We start from the raw sequence: 16,997 nt of genomic DNA on the forward strand, positions 1-16,997 counted from the left end.
GCGGTCATCGACACGGTCAGGACACGACGGAGCGCTGGGGCACGGTGCCCGCGTCGGTCGGCGTGGAGCGGGTGGTGTACTGCGGTACGGGGGCGTCGTCGCGGCCGGTGTCGCGCACGAGTCCGTACCGTTCGCGGTCGGCGGAGTGCGGGGCGGGAGGACTGGCGAGGTCGTCGGCTGTCTGCTGCCAGGAGGAGGGCAGGACGTCGAGGTTGTAGTCGGCCTGGGTTTCGTTGAGGTGGAGTGTGACGCTGCCGTCGAGGTAGTAGTACTCGTTCTGCCACATCTGCTGGGCTCCCGGCGGCAGGGTGATCAGCCCTTGCTGCCGGTTGCCCATCCAGGTGCCGTCGGCGGTCGCGCCCGGCTGGCGGTCGTCCATGCGGTGGCCGCCGCCCGAGGCCACGTGGAACAGCCTTCCTCGCAGTCCGGTCCACGAGGGCATGGTCAGCAGCCCGGGGCGCAGCCCGTACATCACGTCCCAGTGGACGGTGAAGTAGCCCTTCCCGCGCAGTACCACCGTGTCCCCTCGGTGGACGAGCTGGTAGCCGTCCAGGTGTCTCTTCAGCCCCGTCATCGTCACCGCGGTCTGCGGGCGGCGGGGCAGTGCGGCGGGCGGCCGGTCCGGCGGTGGCGCGCTGTCCACGGTGTCGACCACGGACCCGTACCGGGGCAGGGGCAGGGGCCGGGGTGAGGGACGCGGGACGGCCGAGCCCTGTGGCGGTGCCGGCCGTGACGGTGATGCGGAGGCAGATGCGGATGCGGATGCGGTGAACGAGGGCGCGGGTGCCGGGCCGGAAGCCGTCGGGGCGGTGGCCGGGCGCGTCGACGGACTGGACCAGGGGGCCGCGTACACGAGCACGCCACCGCCCACGGCGAGCAGCGCACTCGCCGCCACCACGGCCTTCGCGGTGAAGCTCGTCCCCGCTGCCCCGGCGGCCCCGGCCGACCCGGCGGTCCCGGCCGTCCCCGCAGTCGCGGAACCCCCGCTGCCAGACGCGGCCGTGGTGCCGGCCTGGCCGGCCGCCGCCGCGTGCGTTCCCGCGGACAGCCACGGGCGCCAGGCCAGCAGTGCCGCCGGCACGGGCAGGAGGGCCAGGGACGCCAGCAGGCCTTCCGGGGCCAGCAGGCCTTCCTCGTGGCGCACGCACCGCGGGCACTGGCGCACATGGCGGCCGAGGCGTTTGCGCCACAGGCCGCTCGGGGCCCCGTTCCAGTCCACGGTCAGCCGGGTCAGTTCCCCGCATGCGGGCCTGGCCGCGAGGGCTCGGACGATGACGCGGGAGATGTGCAGGCGCTCCTTCATGCGCTGCACCCGTACAGCCGCCTGATGGCCGGACATGTCCAGAGCGGAGGCGAGTTCGGCCCGGCCGAGCCGGCCGGCCGTCTCCAGCCACCACAACGACAGCAGTTCCCGGTCGTCCTCGTCGAGCCAGCGGGTCGCGCGCACGGACTCGGCACGCTGCCCGGACAGCCGCAGGTCGAGGATGACCCCCTCGGCGACGTCGGCGGCCGGGTCGGGCCGGTGCTCGGCCGCGTCGAACGCCGCTCCCGTCGTCTCCCTCCTGCCGCGCCTGCGGATCTGGTCACGGACCTCGTTCACGGTGATGGTGATCACCCAGGACCGGAACGCCTCCGGGCGCTCCAGTCCCCCGATGCCGCGCAGGACGCGCACCATCGTCTCCTGGACGATGTCGTCGACGTCGTCGCGGTACGGGTGCGCACGCGCCGCGACGCTGTAGACCAGCGGAAGCGTCCGGGAGCTGAGCTCTTCCAGAGCGCCGCGATCGCCGGCCCGAGCCGCGGCTATCACGTCGGCCGCGGGCGCGGCATGCCTGGGCATCGGGTCTCCCTTCGACCTGACGCGGGTACGAGGCCCCGCTCGCGCCGACCGAGCCGGGTCGCGGGGCCCTCGGGCGATCGCCGTGGGTGTCGCACCCACCGGCGGCGAAGTCATCGTAAGGGGTGAGCGCCGACGGCCATGGGCGGGCCGGTGGATCCGTGGCGGCCGGGGATCAGCGGGCGTGACGCGGGGACGTGCGCGGACGCGAGCGGCCGCGCACGAAGAAGCAGACCGCGGCGACGCCGGCGAGAACGACGCCCACCAGTCCGGTGCCGGCCCACAGGGCACCGGAGTGGCTGCCGGTGTCCGCCATGGCGCCGGTGGAGGAGTCCAGGGGCGTGGCCGCTCGGCCGGTCCGGGCGGGGGAGGGTGCCGGTGCGCTCGCGGCGGCGGACGGGTGTGCGGTCGTGGCGGACGGGAGAGCGGTGAGCACGGTGTGGGTGTCGCCCCGGCTGACGGAGAAGCGCGCCCCGCCGACGGCGAGGCGGTTACCGGAGACCCTTGCGGTCGTCGAACCGACGGTCAGCTCAGGGGAGTTCCGGGGAAGGAGGATCTTCGCGCCGGTGACGACCCGCAGCCTGCGCAGGGTCGTGTCGCGTGCCCTGCTGAGATCCAGGACGGCCGAGGAACCGGTCAGAGCGACCGCGCTGGACGTCCGCAGAGAGGTCCCGGAGACGATCAGGCCGCCTTTGGCCACGGTGGTGGCGCCGGTGTAGGCGGCGCTGGTGACGGTGGTGGCCGCGGCTCCGCTCTGCGTCACCGATCCGGCACCGGTCACCGCCGGGAGGGAAACGGGGGTTCTGGCGTTGCGGAGCACGAGTGACCCGTTGTCGATCACTTTGTCGAGGGCTCCGCCGGTGTGGAGGCTCCCGTCGCCGCCCGCGGTCCCGGAGCCGAGGCGGAGGGTCGCGTTCCTGTCGATGGTGGTGGATCCGTCGTAGTACTGCGCTGCCGCGAAGGTCACGTCGTTGCCGCTGGTGCCGGCGATGACGACGTCGCCGGCGCCGGGAGCGCCGAGGGTGTCGTGGTACATGCCGCCGCCGATGGGCGCGCCCAGGGTCACCGGTCCGTCGTAGTCGAAGGTGAGCCGGGAGCGCTGCCGTCTGGCGTGCAGGTTGATGTAGACGGTCTGCGCCGTGCCGGGCATGAAGATCTGGTGCGTGGTCCCGTCGCCCCACTGGACGTCGGCGCCCTCGATGTTGGTGCCGCGCTTGTTCAGCTGGTGGGCCACGGGCCGCCAGTTCAGCCCGGGGTCGCTCAGCGACGGCGCCGCCCCGTCACCGCTGTCGCTCCAGCTGTAGACGCCGGTGAGGATCACCTTGCTGCCCGGACGGGAGTGCACGTTGACGTCGTTGCCGTACTCGTGGCTGTAGAAGTTCTGCCGCTGTACGACCGTGTGGTGGAGCGGGGTGTCGATGATCCATGAACCGCGGTTGACGACGGAGCGGGCGCCCGGCAGGTCGGCGGCACAGGTGGTGCTCGCGAAGTTGACGCCCGTGCCGTTGTCGAAGATGCCGGAGAACGGGTTGGTGCCACAGATCTGGAGCGTTCCCCACATGTTCCGGGGCTGGGTGACCAGGCCGGAGCCGCTGATGACGCCCAGGTTGAACAGCCGGGTCAGCGACAGCCGCAGGGTGCCGTCCACCCGGATGTTGTCCTGGTTCTGCTGGTAGCCGGGCGTGTTGTACGGGAAGGACCCGATCAGGCCGGTCGTACCGCCGGTGCCGTACTGGAGGGTCGCCCCCGCGTCCACGGTGACCGCGGGCTGGTCTGGACTGCTGACCACGACGTACGGGTGGTTGCCGCCCGGGATCCGGACCCTCTGGTGCTGCCGGGAGCGCGGCAGGGTGAAGGTGCTGTCCTTGGCGAGGACCAGCGTGCCGGTGCCGGACACGCGAAGGGCTCCTTCACCGCTGATCACGCCGGTGTACGTGTGGGTTCCCCGCGGCACGCGCACGACCGCGTCGCCGGTCAGGACGACGTCACGGTTCGCCAGGACGGCCGAGGTGATGTCGCCGTCCGCGGCGACCGCGCTGCCCACCGCGACCACCGGTGTGACGGCTCCCGCGAGGAGAGCCGACGCCAGGACTAGGTGCCAAGATCGCTTCATCGAGTCAGGGTGCTTCCTGAAGTGCTGGTGATCCTTACGGACGTGTAGACCGGTGGGCGGCCACCGGGATCTCGAAAACTCGGAGAAGTTCTGAAAACCGCGTCGGGACGGCAACCTTCTGGTGCTCCGCGGCAACCAGGAGCCGGAAGACCGAGTCGAACTACCGGATGGACGGGCATGAGGAACACGAAGCACGCCGCGCCGCAACCGTGGCGCAGGCGCGGACCGGTCCCGGGCATTCCCTCGGGGCTGCGGGTCGTCGGGATGCCGGCGTGCCGTCCCTCCGGGAGCGGAGCCGGTGTCGGGACCACCGGCATCCACAGGGAGCCGCTGCCCGCCGACGGCACCGCCGTGCGGCCGGACGCCGCGCAGCAGACCGGCGTCCGGTCCGTCCGGCCTTGACCAGCCCGCCGGTCCGCCTCCACCGCCCCGCAACCGAGCGCGACCGCTGTTCGAATCCGGGGCTGGGCACTGTTAGGCTGCGCTCCCCATTGTTGAACGCGCAAGCAACGCGCACATCATTGCCAGGAGAGGGCGACCGGGGGATGGTCCTCGATGACGCGTCCGCGGAGTTCCACGAATTCTTCGAACGCCACTATGCCGAACTCGCCCGTCTGGCTCACCTGCTGACCGGCGAGACCGACGCGGCGGACGACCTCGCGGCGGATGCCCTGGTAGCCCTGTGGCAGCGCTGGGACCGGATGCGGCAGGCCGACCACCCGCTCGCCTACGCCCGCGGTGTGGTGGCCAACCTGGCGCGCGGACGGATCCGCAGCGCGGTGCGCGAGCGACGCCGGATCGCCCTCTTCTGGTCCCGCAGCCCCGAGAAGGTGGAGGGGCCGGACACGGCGGCCGTGCTGGACGTCCGCGCGGCGCTCGCCCGGCTGCCGTTCCGCAAGCGCGCCTGCGTGGTGCTGCGGCACGCCCTCGACCTGTCGGAGAAGGACACGGCGGCGGCGCTGGGCATCTCGGTCGGTACGGTGAAGAGCCAGACCTCCAAGGGAATGGCCGAGCTGCAAAAGCTGCTCGGCGCACGCGCGGGCGGGGACCTGATGGCAGGGAGGAGGAACCGGTGAACGAGGAGATCGACCGCCGGCTGCGCGAGGCCGCCGAGGCTCACCGGCCCGACCGTGCCAGGATGCTGGCCCGGGTGGAACGCGGCATGGCCGGCCCCCCCGTGCGTCACCGCGCGCGGCCGTTCGCGAGGTCCGGGATCAGGATCGCGCTCGCCGGACTCGCCGCCACCGGCATCCTGGCGACCGGCGGCCTCGCCGTCGCCGCCATCGTCACCCACTCGTCGCCGCCGGCCACCGTGACCACGCCTGCCACCCCGTCGCCGACTGTCAGCGCCCCGCACCCGACATCGGCCCGCCCCACCCCCGTCGCGCCGGCCCCGGCCACCACCCTGGGCACCACCCCGGGCAGCGCGCGCCCGACCCCGTCCGCCACCAGTGCGTCGCCGGCCGCCGACGAGAGCCGGGACGGGGCGCTGTGGTCGGCCGGCTCGGTGGACCCGGCCAGCACCGTCTACTGGACGCAGAGCAACCTCCTCCTGAAGACGACCCAGCCGCTCACCTCGCTCACGATCGAGATGCGGATCGTGCAGACCGGCGGGGTGAAGAGCACCGGCACCTGGCAGACGCTGCCGAGCGGTGACTTCACCGTCACCGTCCAGGAGACCGGCGGCACGCTGGTCTACCGCTGGGTCCTCAAGCCGGGCCAGACCGTGCCGGCCGGGAGCCACGAGTTCGCCGCGCAGTTCAACAACGGCACCGGTGTCCGCAGTGCCGCGGGCGACGGTTACCGCGTCGACGGGCAGGGTTCGGGCGGCTCCAATTCGGTCCGGGGAGGGTTCGTCCCGACCCGTTGAACGGCGCCGCGCGGCAGGGGTACGAGGCCCCTTGCCGTGACGGCGGCCGGGAGAATCCCTCCCTCGACCGCGGCAACCTTTGTGTGCGTGGCGGCAACTGGCGGATGACCAGGGCCGGATCAAGGCCCGCTGCGCCAGAAGGACATGCCGTTGTCAGATCAGAACCGCTCTCATCGCCGCCGTCCGGCAACCCGCCGCGTGCTCGCCGCCGCCGTGGTCCTCGCCGCCGCGGGCGCTGCCGTACCCCTGGTCGCCCAGGCCGCCCACACGCCGAGTTCCCCAGCACTGGGCGCGGCAGCGGCCGACAGCCACCGCTACTTCGGTACGGCCGTGGCTGCCGGAAGGCTCGGCGACTCGACGTACTCCACGCTTCTCGACCGGGAATTCAACATGATCACCCCGGAGAACGAGATGAAGTGGGACACCACCGAACCCTCCCGCGGGTCGTTCAACTTCGCGCCCGCGGACTCGATCGTCAGCCACGCCACCGCGCACGGCCAGCGCCTGCGGGGCCACACACTGGTGTGGCACTCCCAGCTGCCCAGCTGGGTCAAGTCCATCACCGACGCCAACACCCTGCGCGGCGTGATGGACAACCACATCACCACCGAGATGACCCACTTCAAGGGCAGGATCTACGCCTGGGACGTGGTCAACGAAGCCTTCGCCGACGACGGCAGCGGCCGGCACCGCAGCTCGGTCTTCCAGGACGTGCTGGGCAACGGCTTCATCGAGGAGGCGTTCCGCACCGCCAGGAAAGCCGACCCCGCGGCCAAGCTCTGCTACAACGACTACAACATCGAGAACTGGACCGACGCCAAGACGCAGGGCGTCTACAACATGGTCAAGGACTTCAAGTCCCGCGGTGTGCCCATCGACTGCGTCGGCTTCCAGAGCCACTTCGGCGCCGGCGGTCCACCGGCGAGCTTCCGGACCACCCTGTCCCAGTTCGCCGCGCTCGGCGTGGACGTCCAGATCACCGAGCTGGACATCGCCCAGGCGTCGCCGACCGCGTACACCGCCGCCGTCCAGGCGTGCATGAGCGTCGCCCGCTGCACCGGCATCACCGTGTGGGGCATCCGCGACAGCGACTCCTGGCGCACCGGTGAGAACCCGCTGCTGTTCGACGCGGGCGGCAACAAGAAGCCCGCCTACAGCGCGGTGCTCACCGCCCTGGGCAGCACCAACAGCGGCGGTACGCAGGCCGGGGGCATCACGTCCGGCACCGTCTACACGCTCTCCGACGCGGCCGCCGGACGCGCTCTCGACGAGCCCGCGGGACAGAACGGCAACGGCACCCCCCTCCAGGTGTGGGACGCGAGCGGCGCCGCCAACCAGCAGTGGCGGGCCACCGAGAACGGCGACGGCTCCTACACACTGACCAACGTCGCCAGCGGCCGGGTCCTGGACGAGCCGGGCAACCAGACCGGCAACGGCACGAAGCTGCTGGTCTGGGACACCAACGGCGGCGCCAACCAGCGCTGGAAGGCCGCCCGGAACGGCGACGGTTCCTACACGCTGACCAACGTCGCCAGCGGCCGGGCACTGGAGATCCCCGGCGGTCGGACGGCCAACGGCACTCCCGTCCAGATCTGGGACACCAACGGCGGTGCCAACCAGCGCTGGACCTTCCAGCAGGCCGCGGCGCCGAAGAGCACCACGTGTGCTCTTCCGTCGGCGTACCGGTGGACCTCGACGGGTGCGCTGGCGCAGCCGGCGAACGGGTGGGACGCGGTGAAGGACTTCACCACCGTGACGTACAACGGCAAGCACCTGGTCTACGCGTCGAACGTGGCGGGATCGTCGTACGGCTCGATGATGTTCAAGCCCTTCACGAACTGGTCGGACATGGCCTCGGCCGGCCAGACCGGCATGAGCCAGAAAGCGGTGGCGCCCACCCTGTTCTACTTCGCGCCCAAGAACATCTGGGTGCTGGCGTCCCAGTGGGGCGCGTCGCCCTTCGTCTACCGCACGTCGAGCGACCCCACCAACCCCGACGGCTGGTCCGCGCCGCAGCCGCTGTTCACCGGCAGCATCCCCCGCACCGAGTCCGCCACCGGCCCGATCGACCAGACCCTGATCGCCGATGACAAGAACATGTACCTGTTCTTCGCCGGCGACAACGGCAAGATCTACCGGGCGAGCATGCCGATCGGGAACTTCCCCGGCAGCTTCGGCTCGTCGTACACGACGGTCATGAGCGACACGGTCAAGAACCTGTTCGAGGCACCGCAGGTCTACAAGGTCCAGGGCCAGAACCAGTACCTCATGATCGTCGAGGCGCGGGGTGCGAACGAGCAGCGCTACTTCCGCTCCTTCACCGCCACCAGCCTGAGCGGTTCCTGGACCCCGCAGGCCGCCGGCGAGAGCAACCCCTTCGCGGGCAAGGCCAACAGCGGTGCCACCTGGACCGACGACATCAGCCACGGTGACCTGGTCCGCGACAACCCCGACCAGACCATGACCATCGACCCCTGCCACCTGCAGTTCCTCTACCAGGGCAAGTCCCCCGCCGCGACCGGCCCCTACGACCAGCTGCCGTGGCGGCCGGGTGTCCTCACCCTGCAGCGCTGACCGCTGCTCACCGCCTCGTCGAGAAACCCCAGCCGTGCGCCGGCTGGGGTTTTCCGTCGTTCGAGGACCAGAGGGATGCTCGGCGAGGCCTGTCGGGCCGATGGGTGTGCTCCTCCTGGACGACGAAATGCGCCCCCATCGAAGAGATGGGGGCGCATTTCGTCGGCTTCACCTACTTGATGGGTGTACCACCCGAGTTGTGGTATGCGATCGTCTTGTTGATCAGGTTTCCGCCGTCGGTTTCGACCGAGGTCTGTTCCTGCTGCCCCGGACCGAAGAACAGGCCGGCGATGTGGGCGTTCGCGACCTGGTCCATGTGGGCGAAGAACCAGTCCACCTTGTCGTCCTTGTAGTGGTTGAGGGTGTTGTTCTGCGCCATGTTGCCCACGGGGATCTGCCACAGGACCACGGGCTTGCCCACGGACTCGGCCATCGTCTTCCAGAACTGCAGCGTGGCGGCGGCCTTCTGGTCGGTCCAGAAGGTGTCACGGCCGCCGTGGGCCGGCTGCGCGTACCAGCCCGCGTCGCGGTCCGACACGTCGCTGACCAGGAAGTCGGCGTTCTTCGCGCCGAAGTCCTCGTAGGACTTGACGCAAGCCTGCGTGTTGGTCTCCCAGTCGAAGCAGGACAGGTGCATCCCCGCCTCGGCGTTCGGCGCGTACTTGTGCGCCATCGAGATCAGGCACTGGGCGAGCCCGGTGGCGCTGTTCTCCTGCGATCCGCAGTCCGTCGGATTCGCGCTCTTGACCTGTGCGGGAACCTGGTGCGGATCGCCGAGCGAGCGGACGTAGCCCCAGAAGTCGGGTTCGAGGTCGATCGCTGCCTGCGTCTTGCCGATCTTCTGGAGGAAGAAGCGGTAGTCGTTCAGGTAGCGGGTGAGCAGGTCGGTCCGGTTGATGGCCTTGACCTCGCCCGGACCGTCGCCCTCGCCCGCCGCGTCCCCGAGGTCGCGCAACGAGTACCAGGTCCAGAGCATCTTCTGCGGACGCGCGCTGCCCTTGTACGTCGCCTGGGACACCACGTCGTCCCGCCAGGTCACGTACGTGCCGGGCGCCGTGGTGCTGCCGTTCCAGCAGCCCCACCAACCCGACCAGTCGTCGTGGCATTTCGCTGCCGTGTAGTAGTCCGAGGAGGGCGCGGGCTGGCTGTGCACATAGGCGTAGCGCGCGTCGAACGGCGCGGCCTTCGCCGAGTCGTCGGACATCGAGCCGCCGATGACCACCGTGCTGCTGCCCAGGAAACGGGTCGTCGAGCTGCCGCCACCGGCCACGGAAGACGGCGTGGACGACGGCGTGGACGACGCGTGCGAGCCGCTCGGAGCCTGGCTGGTGGGGGCGGTGCTGCTCGGCGCGGTGGTGGGCGTACCGGAGCTGCCGACACTCCCGGCCGGGACGAGTTGCCACTGCTGATCGGCGCCGCCCCGGTCGCGGTTCTGGACGACACCGCTCCCGTCGGCCTTGGCGGCCTTGTCGACATCGACGGCCATGCCACTGAAGCGATTGACCAGACGCACGTAACCGCCCGCCGACTTGGCCAGTTTGAACTGCTGGTTGGTGCCGTTCAGGTCTTTCCACTGCACGATGGCGGAGCCGGCGGTCTTCGACCAGCCGAGGTCGTCCAGCACCTTGCCGGAGTTCCGGTTCTGCAGCCGGTAGTACCCGTCACCCGCGTCGATGAACCGCCACTGCTGGTTGGCGCCGCCATGACGGGTCCACTGCACCACCGCCGCGCCGTCGTTGTTGGCGAAAGCGCGGTCGTCCAGCACCTTGCCGCTGTTGCGGTTGACCAGCACGTACCACTTCGTCAGATCCGGGGTCTTCTTCTGATCCGCCGAAGCCTGGCTGACCACGACAGCCGAGCCGGCCACGACCACCATGGTGAGACCCGCCCAGAGACCCCGACGCGCGAGCAACCGACGGCCACGATGCCTCGGGCGGCCACCGCTCGCGCCCCCGTCGGCACGATGGCCTGCGCGGGGCGCCGCCGACGACGGGGGTGGGCCGGGGACATGTCTGTGCTCTCGTTCCAGGGACACGCCTGTGCTCTCTTTCAGCCGTTGCATCTGACCGGACCACCTGGCCGGACGACACTGAGTGGTCCGGGAGGCCGGAAAGGTTGCCGCGAAGAGCACAGAACTTTTTTCGCGGATTCTCAGCGGTGAGCGAGTGGGCGGCCATGCGAACCAGGAGGATGCGGCGGACGGGGGCCGGCGGCTCCGCTGCCACGCGGGGACGTGCCCGGCCCCTGCGCCCGCCGGGCTGCTGCAGTCTCCGCAGTCCCTTCCTCGCTCCGGGCGCCACCCGCGTCTGTCCGGCGGCTCATCGCCGGACAGACCCGCGGGCTGCGGTCAGGGGCTGTCCTCGCCGCCCTCGGTGCCGCCGTTGGCCAGCCACTGCACATAGGCGATCGCTGCGAGGCGGGCCGAGAAGGCGTTGTCGCGTGCCGTGGCGGTGGTGACGGCGGTGCTGCCGGCGGCCGCCGCGAGACCCGATGCCGGTGTGTACATCGCCTCGTTGAAGACCGAGCCGCTGGGGGCCGAGGCCACGGCGAACACCGGGTGTGCCGTGCTGCCGGAGAAGGACGTCGAGATGTAGTCGCCGACCATGGTGCCCTGCGTGGTGCTCGCCAGCCACGAGTGGGTCATCGGGCCGGCCAGCTGGGTCGGCGCCGTCCAGGTGCTGCCACCGTTGGTCGACGAGACGTATCCGACGTCCAGCTGGCAGGTGGACGCGGTGCAGTTGGCGACAGGGTGGTAGTAGTACGTCAGCGCCAGGTGCGCGGTGCTGCCGGAGGTGGCCGGGTCGACCGCGAGGCCCGGGATGAAGTGGTCGACGGTGCTGGTGGTCGCGTCGATCGGAATGCGGGTCACCGACGACCAGGTGGTGCCGTTGGTGGTCGTCGCCATCACGATGTCGTTGGAGGTGCAGGAGCCCCCGCTCGCCCGGAAGCGGCAGTCCTGCCAGACGACGTACACCTTCCCGGCGGAGTCGATCTCGGCGGAGGGCAGCGGGCCGCTGCGCAGGCCCCCGCCCACGGTGAACGTGCTGACCGTGGCCACGGTGGTGGCGTTGGTCCAGGAGCTGCCGCCGTTGGTGGAGGTGAAGGCGCGGATCGCGGTCTCCGAGGCGTTGGCGATCGGGACCACGACGGTGCCGTTGGGCTGCACGACGGGCTGGCCGCCCAGGCCGGTGGCGTTGTTGCCGGTGTTCTTCGAGGCGCCCCAGGTGAGTCCTCCGTCGGAGGAGGTGGTCATCTTGATGCGGTCGCCGTCGCCGTTGTTGTCGTACTCGGTGTAGCAGTTGCCGTAGAACGCGCTCGTGGCGGTGTTGTCGCAGACGACCCAGTTCTTGTCGAGGCTCGAACCGGTCGCGGTGACCACGGGGTTGCTCCAGGTCAGGCCGCCGTCGGTGGATCGGCTGGTGTACACCTCGGGCACGGTGACGGACGAGGTGATGGGGATGGAGGAGATCAGCCAGACGTTGTGCTTCGCGTCGTAGGCCACGGAAGCGTCGCTGACCCTCTGGAAGGTGCCGCCCGCCTGTGTGGTGATCCCCGGCAGGAATCCCCTGGTCCAGGTGGCGCCGCCGTCCTTGGAGGTGGCGAAGCCGACGTTCGCACCGCCGCCGTCGGTGAACCGGCCGACCTGGAAGGCGGAGACGATCGTGGAACCGTAGGAGAAGGTGTCCGGCTCGACCTCGGTGGCGTGCTGGCTGGTGGTGTTGGTGTACGGATCGGCGCTGATCTGGGTGAGAGCGGGGGCGGCGTAAGCAGTGGTCGTCGTCAGGACCAGCGCGCCGGCCGCGAGGGCCGTCGTCACCAGGCCGGGTCTCGCGAGGCGGCGGAGCAGTGACGCCAGGGACATGATCCGTTCCCTTTCCGAGAAGGGGCACGTCCGGCATCGGTGCGTCGCGGAACGGGACGGGAGCATGCCTCGTACACGTCCGCGCCACGGGGGCGGGCGGAGCCCGGCCGGACCGAACATCGTGCAGGACGTGCGTCAGAACGCCGACACTTTTGCCGCATTTGCATGATCATGTCAATGTACTCCGGCCTGACACCGCCCGGAAATGAGGAATTGACCCCCCTTTGGGAGGACGTTGTCCTCGGCGAGGGGCTCTCGGTACCTAAGTCGCCGAGGGCGGCCTCCCGTCAGTGGGAGGCCGCCCTCGGCTTCTGAATCCGGCTTCTCAGCCCTGGTGCGATGCGCCGTGGACGACGAGTTCGGTCGCGTCCAGGTACCTGCAGCCTGCGGGACCGGAGTCCTTCGCGCAGTCCACGCCGTTGTCGGCGGCCTGGTTGCCGAGCATGGTCAGGCGGACGTACTGGACGTTCTGCCCGGTGCCGGCCTTGAGGGGCACGACGTTCTGCCGGCCGGTGTCGGCGGGCTTGAAGTGGCCCTCGGCGGCCGTGGTCCAGGTGGTGCCGTCGGTGGAGGTCTCGATCCGGTAGTCGCCGAGAGACGCCGTGGTGTCGTCTCCGCAGCCCGCCGTCGGGTCGACGAGGAGTTCGGAGATGTCCACGGCCCCCGGCAGTCCCACCGTGTCGTGGACCGGGTTCACCCCGGTGCCGTTGGTCCCGCCCGTGGCGTCCGAGCCCCACACGGCGGCCGACATGTCGATCAGATCGGCGGGACCACAGCCGAACTCGGTGTCGTCGGTACCGGTGAAGTCGGTGACCTTGGCGCCACCGGAGGAGGCCGCCCAGTTGCGGCGCAGCGACCAGTCCGCCGCGGCGGAACCGGACTTGACGTCGAGTGTGCGGCCAAGCGGCTCGTAGCCGTTGCCGCTGGCGTACACCTTCCGGTACGTGCCCTCGGGGACGTCGGGGATCGCGTAGGTCCCGTCCGCCTTGGTCACGGCGGAGAAGTCGGCGCCGGGGAAGCCGGAGTTGTGGCCGCTGACGCTGACCGTGGCCCCGCTCACGGGTGCGCCGCTCGTGTCGTCGGTCACCTTGCCGGTGAGCGTGACCCGCGGGGTGTTCGGGCCGGGCGGCAGGGAGAAGTCCTCGTCGGGCTTGACGTCGTCAGCGGTCAGAGCCGCGGCGAAGTACCCCATCCCCCGGTGCGCGAAGACCTTCCAGATGGTCTTGTGGGCCCGACCGCCGTTGACCACGGTGTCGGCCTGGAGGATGGCGTTGCGCTGGTCGAGGAAGGTCGGGTTCGCGGGCGAGAGCTCCATCGCCCGGGTCACCAGCGACTCGGTGAGCCTGCTGCCGAGCCGGGTGCGCAGGTCCCAGAGGGTCTCGCCCCAGATCTCGCCGTCGGCGTGCGGTTCGGGACCGCCGTCCCAGATCTTCCCGTAGTCGCCGTAGGTGTAGCCGCCCGGCCCCGCCCCCTTCGTGCCCGGACACCTGGCCGACTTCGACCCCACCGGGCAGTCCATCGGCTGGGAGCGCAACTGCAGGTCACCCTGCCAGTGCGGCGGGTCCACCGACAGCTCCCCGTCGACGTGCGGGTTGTCCTTCATGAACCCCTGGTCGGCCAGGAAGTCGACGGCGTACCAGTCGCTCCATGCCTCACCCATGGCCCCGCCCTGCGGTCCTACGAGGGTCGAGACCCCGTCGGCGTCGACGACGAGCCGGTTGGACAGGCCGTGTGTGTACTCGTGGTAGACGACCGGGGCGACGTCGCCGTAGTTCCCCGACGGCACCTTGTAGTCCGGGTCGTCCGAGTAACCGCCGGTCAGGTACATCTGCATCGTGGGCGCCTGGCCGTCCGGCGGGGTGCCCATGTTGGCGTTGTTGATGTGGTTGTCGTCGGGCAGACCGTTGTTCATGGCCGCGCCGTCGTCGGTCTGCGCCTGGACGGCGTCGCCGTCCCGCCCGTCGAAGTTGCCGGCCTTCCGGGTGAAGCCGATCGGGGCTGCCTGGAGGTGGTCGTGGTACTTCCCGAGGAAGTAGAGGACCTGCGCGGCGTTCTGCTCGCGGTTGGTCTGCCAGGAGTCCGACTTCTTCTGATCCCAGGAGCAGGCCGCGGGCCCGCAGTTGTCTCCGGTGAAGGGCTTGAACGGGAAGGAGAACGTTCCGTTGGCCGCCGGGGTGATCTCCTCCCCGTCGTCCGCCTTGTTGTTGTCGTTCACGTCGCTGTAGACGTGCGCGATGGGCCCGTCGAGGGTCCTGGCCCCCTTGGGAAGCCAGCCCGAAGCGGTCAGGTTCCGCGTGAGCTGCTTTCCGCCCCTGTCGGCACCGTGGGAGTAGTCCCAGGCCAGCACGTTGCCGGAGCTCAGGAGCGTGCCCTGCGGGGAGAGCAGCGGCTGCCCGGTGTCCCGCGCCGCGGCGGGCGCGTCGGCGGCGTTCAGATCGGAGGACAGGTTCTGCCGGTACAGGACCCGGCCGGTGACGGCGTCGACGACGTGCAGCCACATGCCGTGGCCGTCCGGCGAGGTCACCGTCTGCCAGGCGCGGCGAGCGGTGCCGCCGGGCACCGGGTAGACGACCTGCTTGGCGGTGCCGGTGGGCGGGTTGCCGTCGGCCTCGGCACCCGCGACGTCACGGACGGCGGTGTGCCTGGCCTGTGTTCCGGTGACCCGGGCCGGGGCGAGAGCCGACGGCAGCGTCCGCACCGGGGAGCCGAGCACGCTGATCAGCCGCCCGTCCCGGGAGACGTTCGCCTTGACGCCGTTTCCGAACACCGGCACGCCGTCGACCGACTGAAGGAAGGACAGGTGGAGTATGCCTGCCACGTCGGTGTACTGCTTGCGCAGCGTCAGGTCACGGACCTGGGCGTCGGTCAGGCCGAAGACGTCGGGACGGGCGCGCAGGTAGTCCCGGACGACGTCCTCGGGCCTGTCGTCGCTGGGCGGCGTCAGGTATCCGTCCAGCTTGGCCACCTGGCGAGCGGTGCCGGTGGCCGGGTCCAGCTCCAGCACGCCCTGAGTACCGAGCTGCTTGCGCAACTCACGTACACCGGGCCGCTGTTCGGCCTTCATCAGCGTCGCGTCGCGGCGTATCAGCGTCTGTTGCGAGGGCGGGGGCGATGTCCGGGCCCCCGGGGTACCGGTGTCGGTCGAGTGCGTCGGGTTGCCCGGAGCCGCGTCCGCGACGCCGGGCAGGAGGGCGACGGTCAGCGCGAGGCCGGCCGTCGTCACGAATATGGTCGCGCGCGTTCTGTGCGCGGAGGCTTGCGCCACTTTTCGCCTCGTGGGGGGTGAGGATTCCAACGGCCGTACAAAACAGCCGAGTTGAGCGCTCCCGACCCTTTCATCGCACTGTCCCGTCAAGGAAGCACGGAACTTGAAGTTTCACAGAAAACGCACAGATCCGACGAGGCGGTTGCCGCAACCGCCGACCGGGCACCGGCGGGGGCCCATGCCGACGGGCCGGGGAGTGCCGGAAGACGGGCACTTCGGGGGCGGCCGGCCGCCGCACCCGGATCTCCGAGGCCGCACCGGTGCACTTCCGGTGGTGCCCCACTACTCTGCCCTCATGGCACGTCGTAGGCATGACAACGTCGAGGCGCTTCGGGATCCCCGGGCCGACGCATATCCGATGCCCTTCGTGCCGTTCGGCTGGTACGGCCTGCTGCGTAGCGGTGAGTTACGGCCGGGGAAGGTCGTCAGCCTGCACTACTTCGGCCGCGCGCTCATCGCGTTCCGCGGGACAGACGGGCGGGCCACCGTGAGGGACGCGCACTGTCCGCACTACGGCGCCCATCTCGGCGTCGGCGGAAAGGTCGTGGACGGCACGGTCGAGTGCCCTTTTCACGGCTGGCGGTTCGCAACGGACGGGCGGTGTGTCGAGGCGCCGTTCGCGGCGCGGACACCCAAGGTGACACTCGGCGGGCTCCCGGTGCGCGAGCACAGCGGGCTCGTCTTCGTGTACGTCGGCCCCGAGGCACAGCCCTCCTGGGAGGTGCCGGAGATCCCGGAGGCGACGTCCCGCGACTTTGCCGCGCCCGTCGACGACACCTGCCGGGCCCGGATCCACGTACAGGAGATGCGGGAGAACATCGTCGACGAGTCCCACTTCCACTTCATCCACGGGCAGAGCGAGCCGCCCGTACAGGAGTGGCGGGCCGACGGGCCGTACGCCGAGGCACGCGGACGGATCCGGCGGCGCGTGCTCGGCTGGGACATCGACAACACGTTCGACGCGTTCATGTACGGGCCGGGGGTCATGGTGGTCCGGACGCACGGACCCGCGCTGTCCGTGACCGCCGTCGCGCTCTCCACGCCCGTCGACGAGACCAGCAGCGAGCTGCGGATGCTGTACTACCTGCGGCATCCGGGCCGCGGCGGCCTGCGCTTGCTCACCCCCGCGCTCAAGCTGGTCTTCCGGGCTGAGGCGCTCGGTGAGGTGCGGGAAGAGGTGCGGATCTGGGATCACAAGATCCATCAGGCGCGGCCGGTGCTGCTTCCGCACGAACAGGGGATCAGGAGGCTCCGCCGCTGGTACGCCCAGTTCTATCCCGCGCCGGATCCGGCCCCGGCCCTCGCTCCGCGATCCGCACCACCGCCACCCCTCCGTCCGTACCCGCCGTCGAGCGGTCCGGCGGCGTCCCGTCCTCCTCGCCGTCCCACAGGATCAGCGCCGACCGGCGCTCCTTGAGCCCCGTTCTGCATGCCCCCGCGCGCCGACCCCTGGCGGTGATCCGCAGACTGCTGCAG

The 16,997-nt window shown here is 70.5% G+C and carries 10 protein-coding genes; 5 read left to right on the forward strand and 5 right to left on the reverse strand.

The window, feature by feature from the left end; all coding sequences use genetic code 11:
- Positions 1-16 precede the first annotated feature (16 nt).
- The gene (locus AB0M11_RS04005; protein WP_365701046.1) at positions 17-1,840 is read right to left on the reverse strand and encodes a sigma-70 family RNA polymerase sigma factor; all 1,824 of its coding nucleotides are present in this window, start codon (positions 1,838-1,840) and stop codon (positions 17-19) included.
- A gap of 172 nt (positions 1,841-2,012) precedes the next feature.
- Entirely contained in the window at positions 2,013-3,950 is a 1,938-nt protein-coding gene (locus tag AB0M11_RS04010; protein WP_365701048.1) for an autotransporter, read from the reverse strand.
- A gap of 177 nt (positions 3,951-4,127) precedes the next feature.
- Here AB0M11_RS04010 and AB0M11_RS04015 point away from each other — a divergent pair, with 177 nt between their 5' ends.
- The 4 genes from AB0M11_RS04015 (at position 4,128) to AB0M11_RS04030 (ending at position 8,394) form a co-directional block, all read left to right on the forward strand.
- Entirely contained in the window at positions 4,128-4,352 is a 225-nt protein-coding gene (locus AB0M11_RS04015) for a hypothetical protein (protein ID WP_365701050.1), read from the forward strand.
- Positions 4,353-4,495: 143 nt separating this feature from the next.
- Entirely contained in the window at positions 4,496-5,026 is a 531-nt protein-coding gene (locus AB0M11_RS04020) for a SigE family RNA polymerase sigma factor (RefSeq protein ID WP_365701052.1), read from the forward strand.
- Positions 5,023-5,820: a hypothetical protein gene (locus AB0M11_RS04025; RefSeq protein WP_365701054.1), complete on the forward strand. Its 798-nt coding sequence runs from the start codon at positions 5,023-5,025 to the stop codon at positions 5,818-5,820. The genes AB0M11_RS04020 and AB0M11_RS04025 overlap by 4 nt, the downstream gene beginning before the upstream one ends.
- 144 nt (positions 5,821-5,964) lie before the next feature.
- The gene (locus tag AB0M11_RS04030; RefSeq protein WP_365701056.1) at positions 5,965-8,394 is read left to right on the forward strand and encodes a non-reducing end alpha-L-arabinofuranosidase family hydrolase; all 2,430 of its coding nucleotides are present in this window, start codon (positions 5,965-5,967) and stop codon (positions 8,392-8,394) included.
- A gap of 172 nt (positions 8,395-8,566) precedes the next feature.
- On the opposite strand, the gene AB0M11_RS04035 is transcribed toward AB0M11_RS04030, so the two are convergent.
- The 3 genes from AB0M11_RS04035 to AB0M11_RS04045 all read right to left on the reverse strand — a co-directional run bounded on the left by AB0M11_RS04035 (position 8,567) and on the right by AB0M11_RS04045 (position 15,479).
- Complete coding sequence (locus AB0M11_RS04035) at positions 8,567-10,270, reverse strand: RICIN domain-containing protein (RefSeq protein ID WP_365701058.1); 1,704 nt, start codon at positions 10,268-10,270, stop codon at positions 8,567-8,569.
- Between the two features lie 471 nt (positions 10,271-10,741).
- On the reverse strand, positions 10,742-12,256 hold the full coding sequence (locus AB0M11_RS04040) for a sialidase family protein (protein WP_365701060.1): 1,515 nt from the start codon (positions 12,254-12,256) through the stop codon (positions 10,742-10,744).
- Between the two features lie 325 nt (positions 12,257-12,581).
- A complete protein-coding gene (locus AB0M11_RS04045) occupies positions 12,582-15,479 on the reverse strand; it encodes a M36 family metallopeptidase (protein WP_365701062.1) in 2,898 nt (965 codons plus the stop codon).
- 337 nt (positions 15,480-15,816) lie between these two features.
- Between AB0M11_RS04045 and AB0M11_RS04050 the strand changes: the two genes are divergently transcribed.
- A complete protein-coding gene (locus AB0M11_RS04050) occupies positions 15,817-16,938 on the forward strand; it encodes a Rieske 2Fe-2S domain-containing protein (protein WP_365701065.1) in 1,122 nt (373 codons plus the stop codon).
- Positions 16,939-16,997: the final 59 nt, after the last annotated feature.

Origin of the sequence: Streptomyces sp. NPDC051987, assembly GCF_040680735.1 — a bacterium.
In the GTDB taxonomy this organism is placed as follows: domain Bacteria; phylum Actinomycetota; class Actinomycetes; order Streptomycetales; family Streptomycetaceae; genus Streptomyces.

Excerpts from the sequence above, each read along its gene's own strand:
- AB0M11_RS04005 (WP_365701046.1), bottom strand. The coding sequence starts at position 1,840 with ATGCCCAGGCATGCCGCGCCCGCGGCCGACGTGATAGCCGCGGCTCGG.
- AB0M11_RS04010 (WP_365701048.1), bottom strand. The coding sequence starts at position 3,950 with ATGAAGCGATCTTGGCACCTAGTCCTGGCGTCGGCTCTCCTCGCGGGA.
- AB0M11_RS04015 (WP_365701050.1), top strand. The coding sequence starts at position 4,128 with ATGAGGAACACGAAGCACGCCGCGCCGCAACCGTGGCGCAGGCGCGGA.
- AB0M11_RS04020 (WP_365701052.1), top strand. The coding sequence starts at position 4,496 with ATGGTCCTCGATGACGCGTCCGCGGAGTTCCACGAATTCTTCGAACGC.
- AB0M11_RS04030 (WP_365701056.1), top strand. The coding sequence starts at position 5,965 with ATGCCGTTGTCAGATCAGAACCGCTCTCATCGCCGCCGTCCGGCAACC.
- AB0M11_RS04035 (WP_365701058.1), bottom strand. The coding sequence starts at position 10,270 with ATGGTGGTCGTGGCCGGCTCGGCTGTCGTGGTCAGCCAGGCTTCGGCG.
- AB0M11_RS04040 (WP_365701060.1), bottom strand. The coding sequence starts at position 12,256 with ATGTCCCTGGCGTCACTGCTCCGCCGCCTCGCGAGACCCGGCCTGGTG.
- AB0M11_RS04050 (WP_365701065.1), top strand. The coding sequence starts at position 15,817 with ATGGCACGTCGTAGGCATGACAACGTCGAGGCGCTTCGGGATCCCCGG.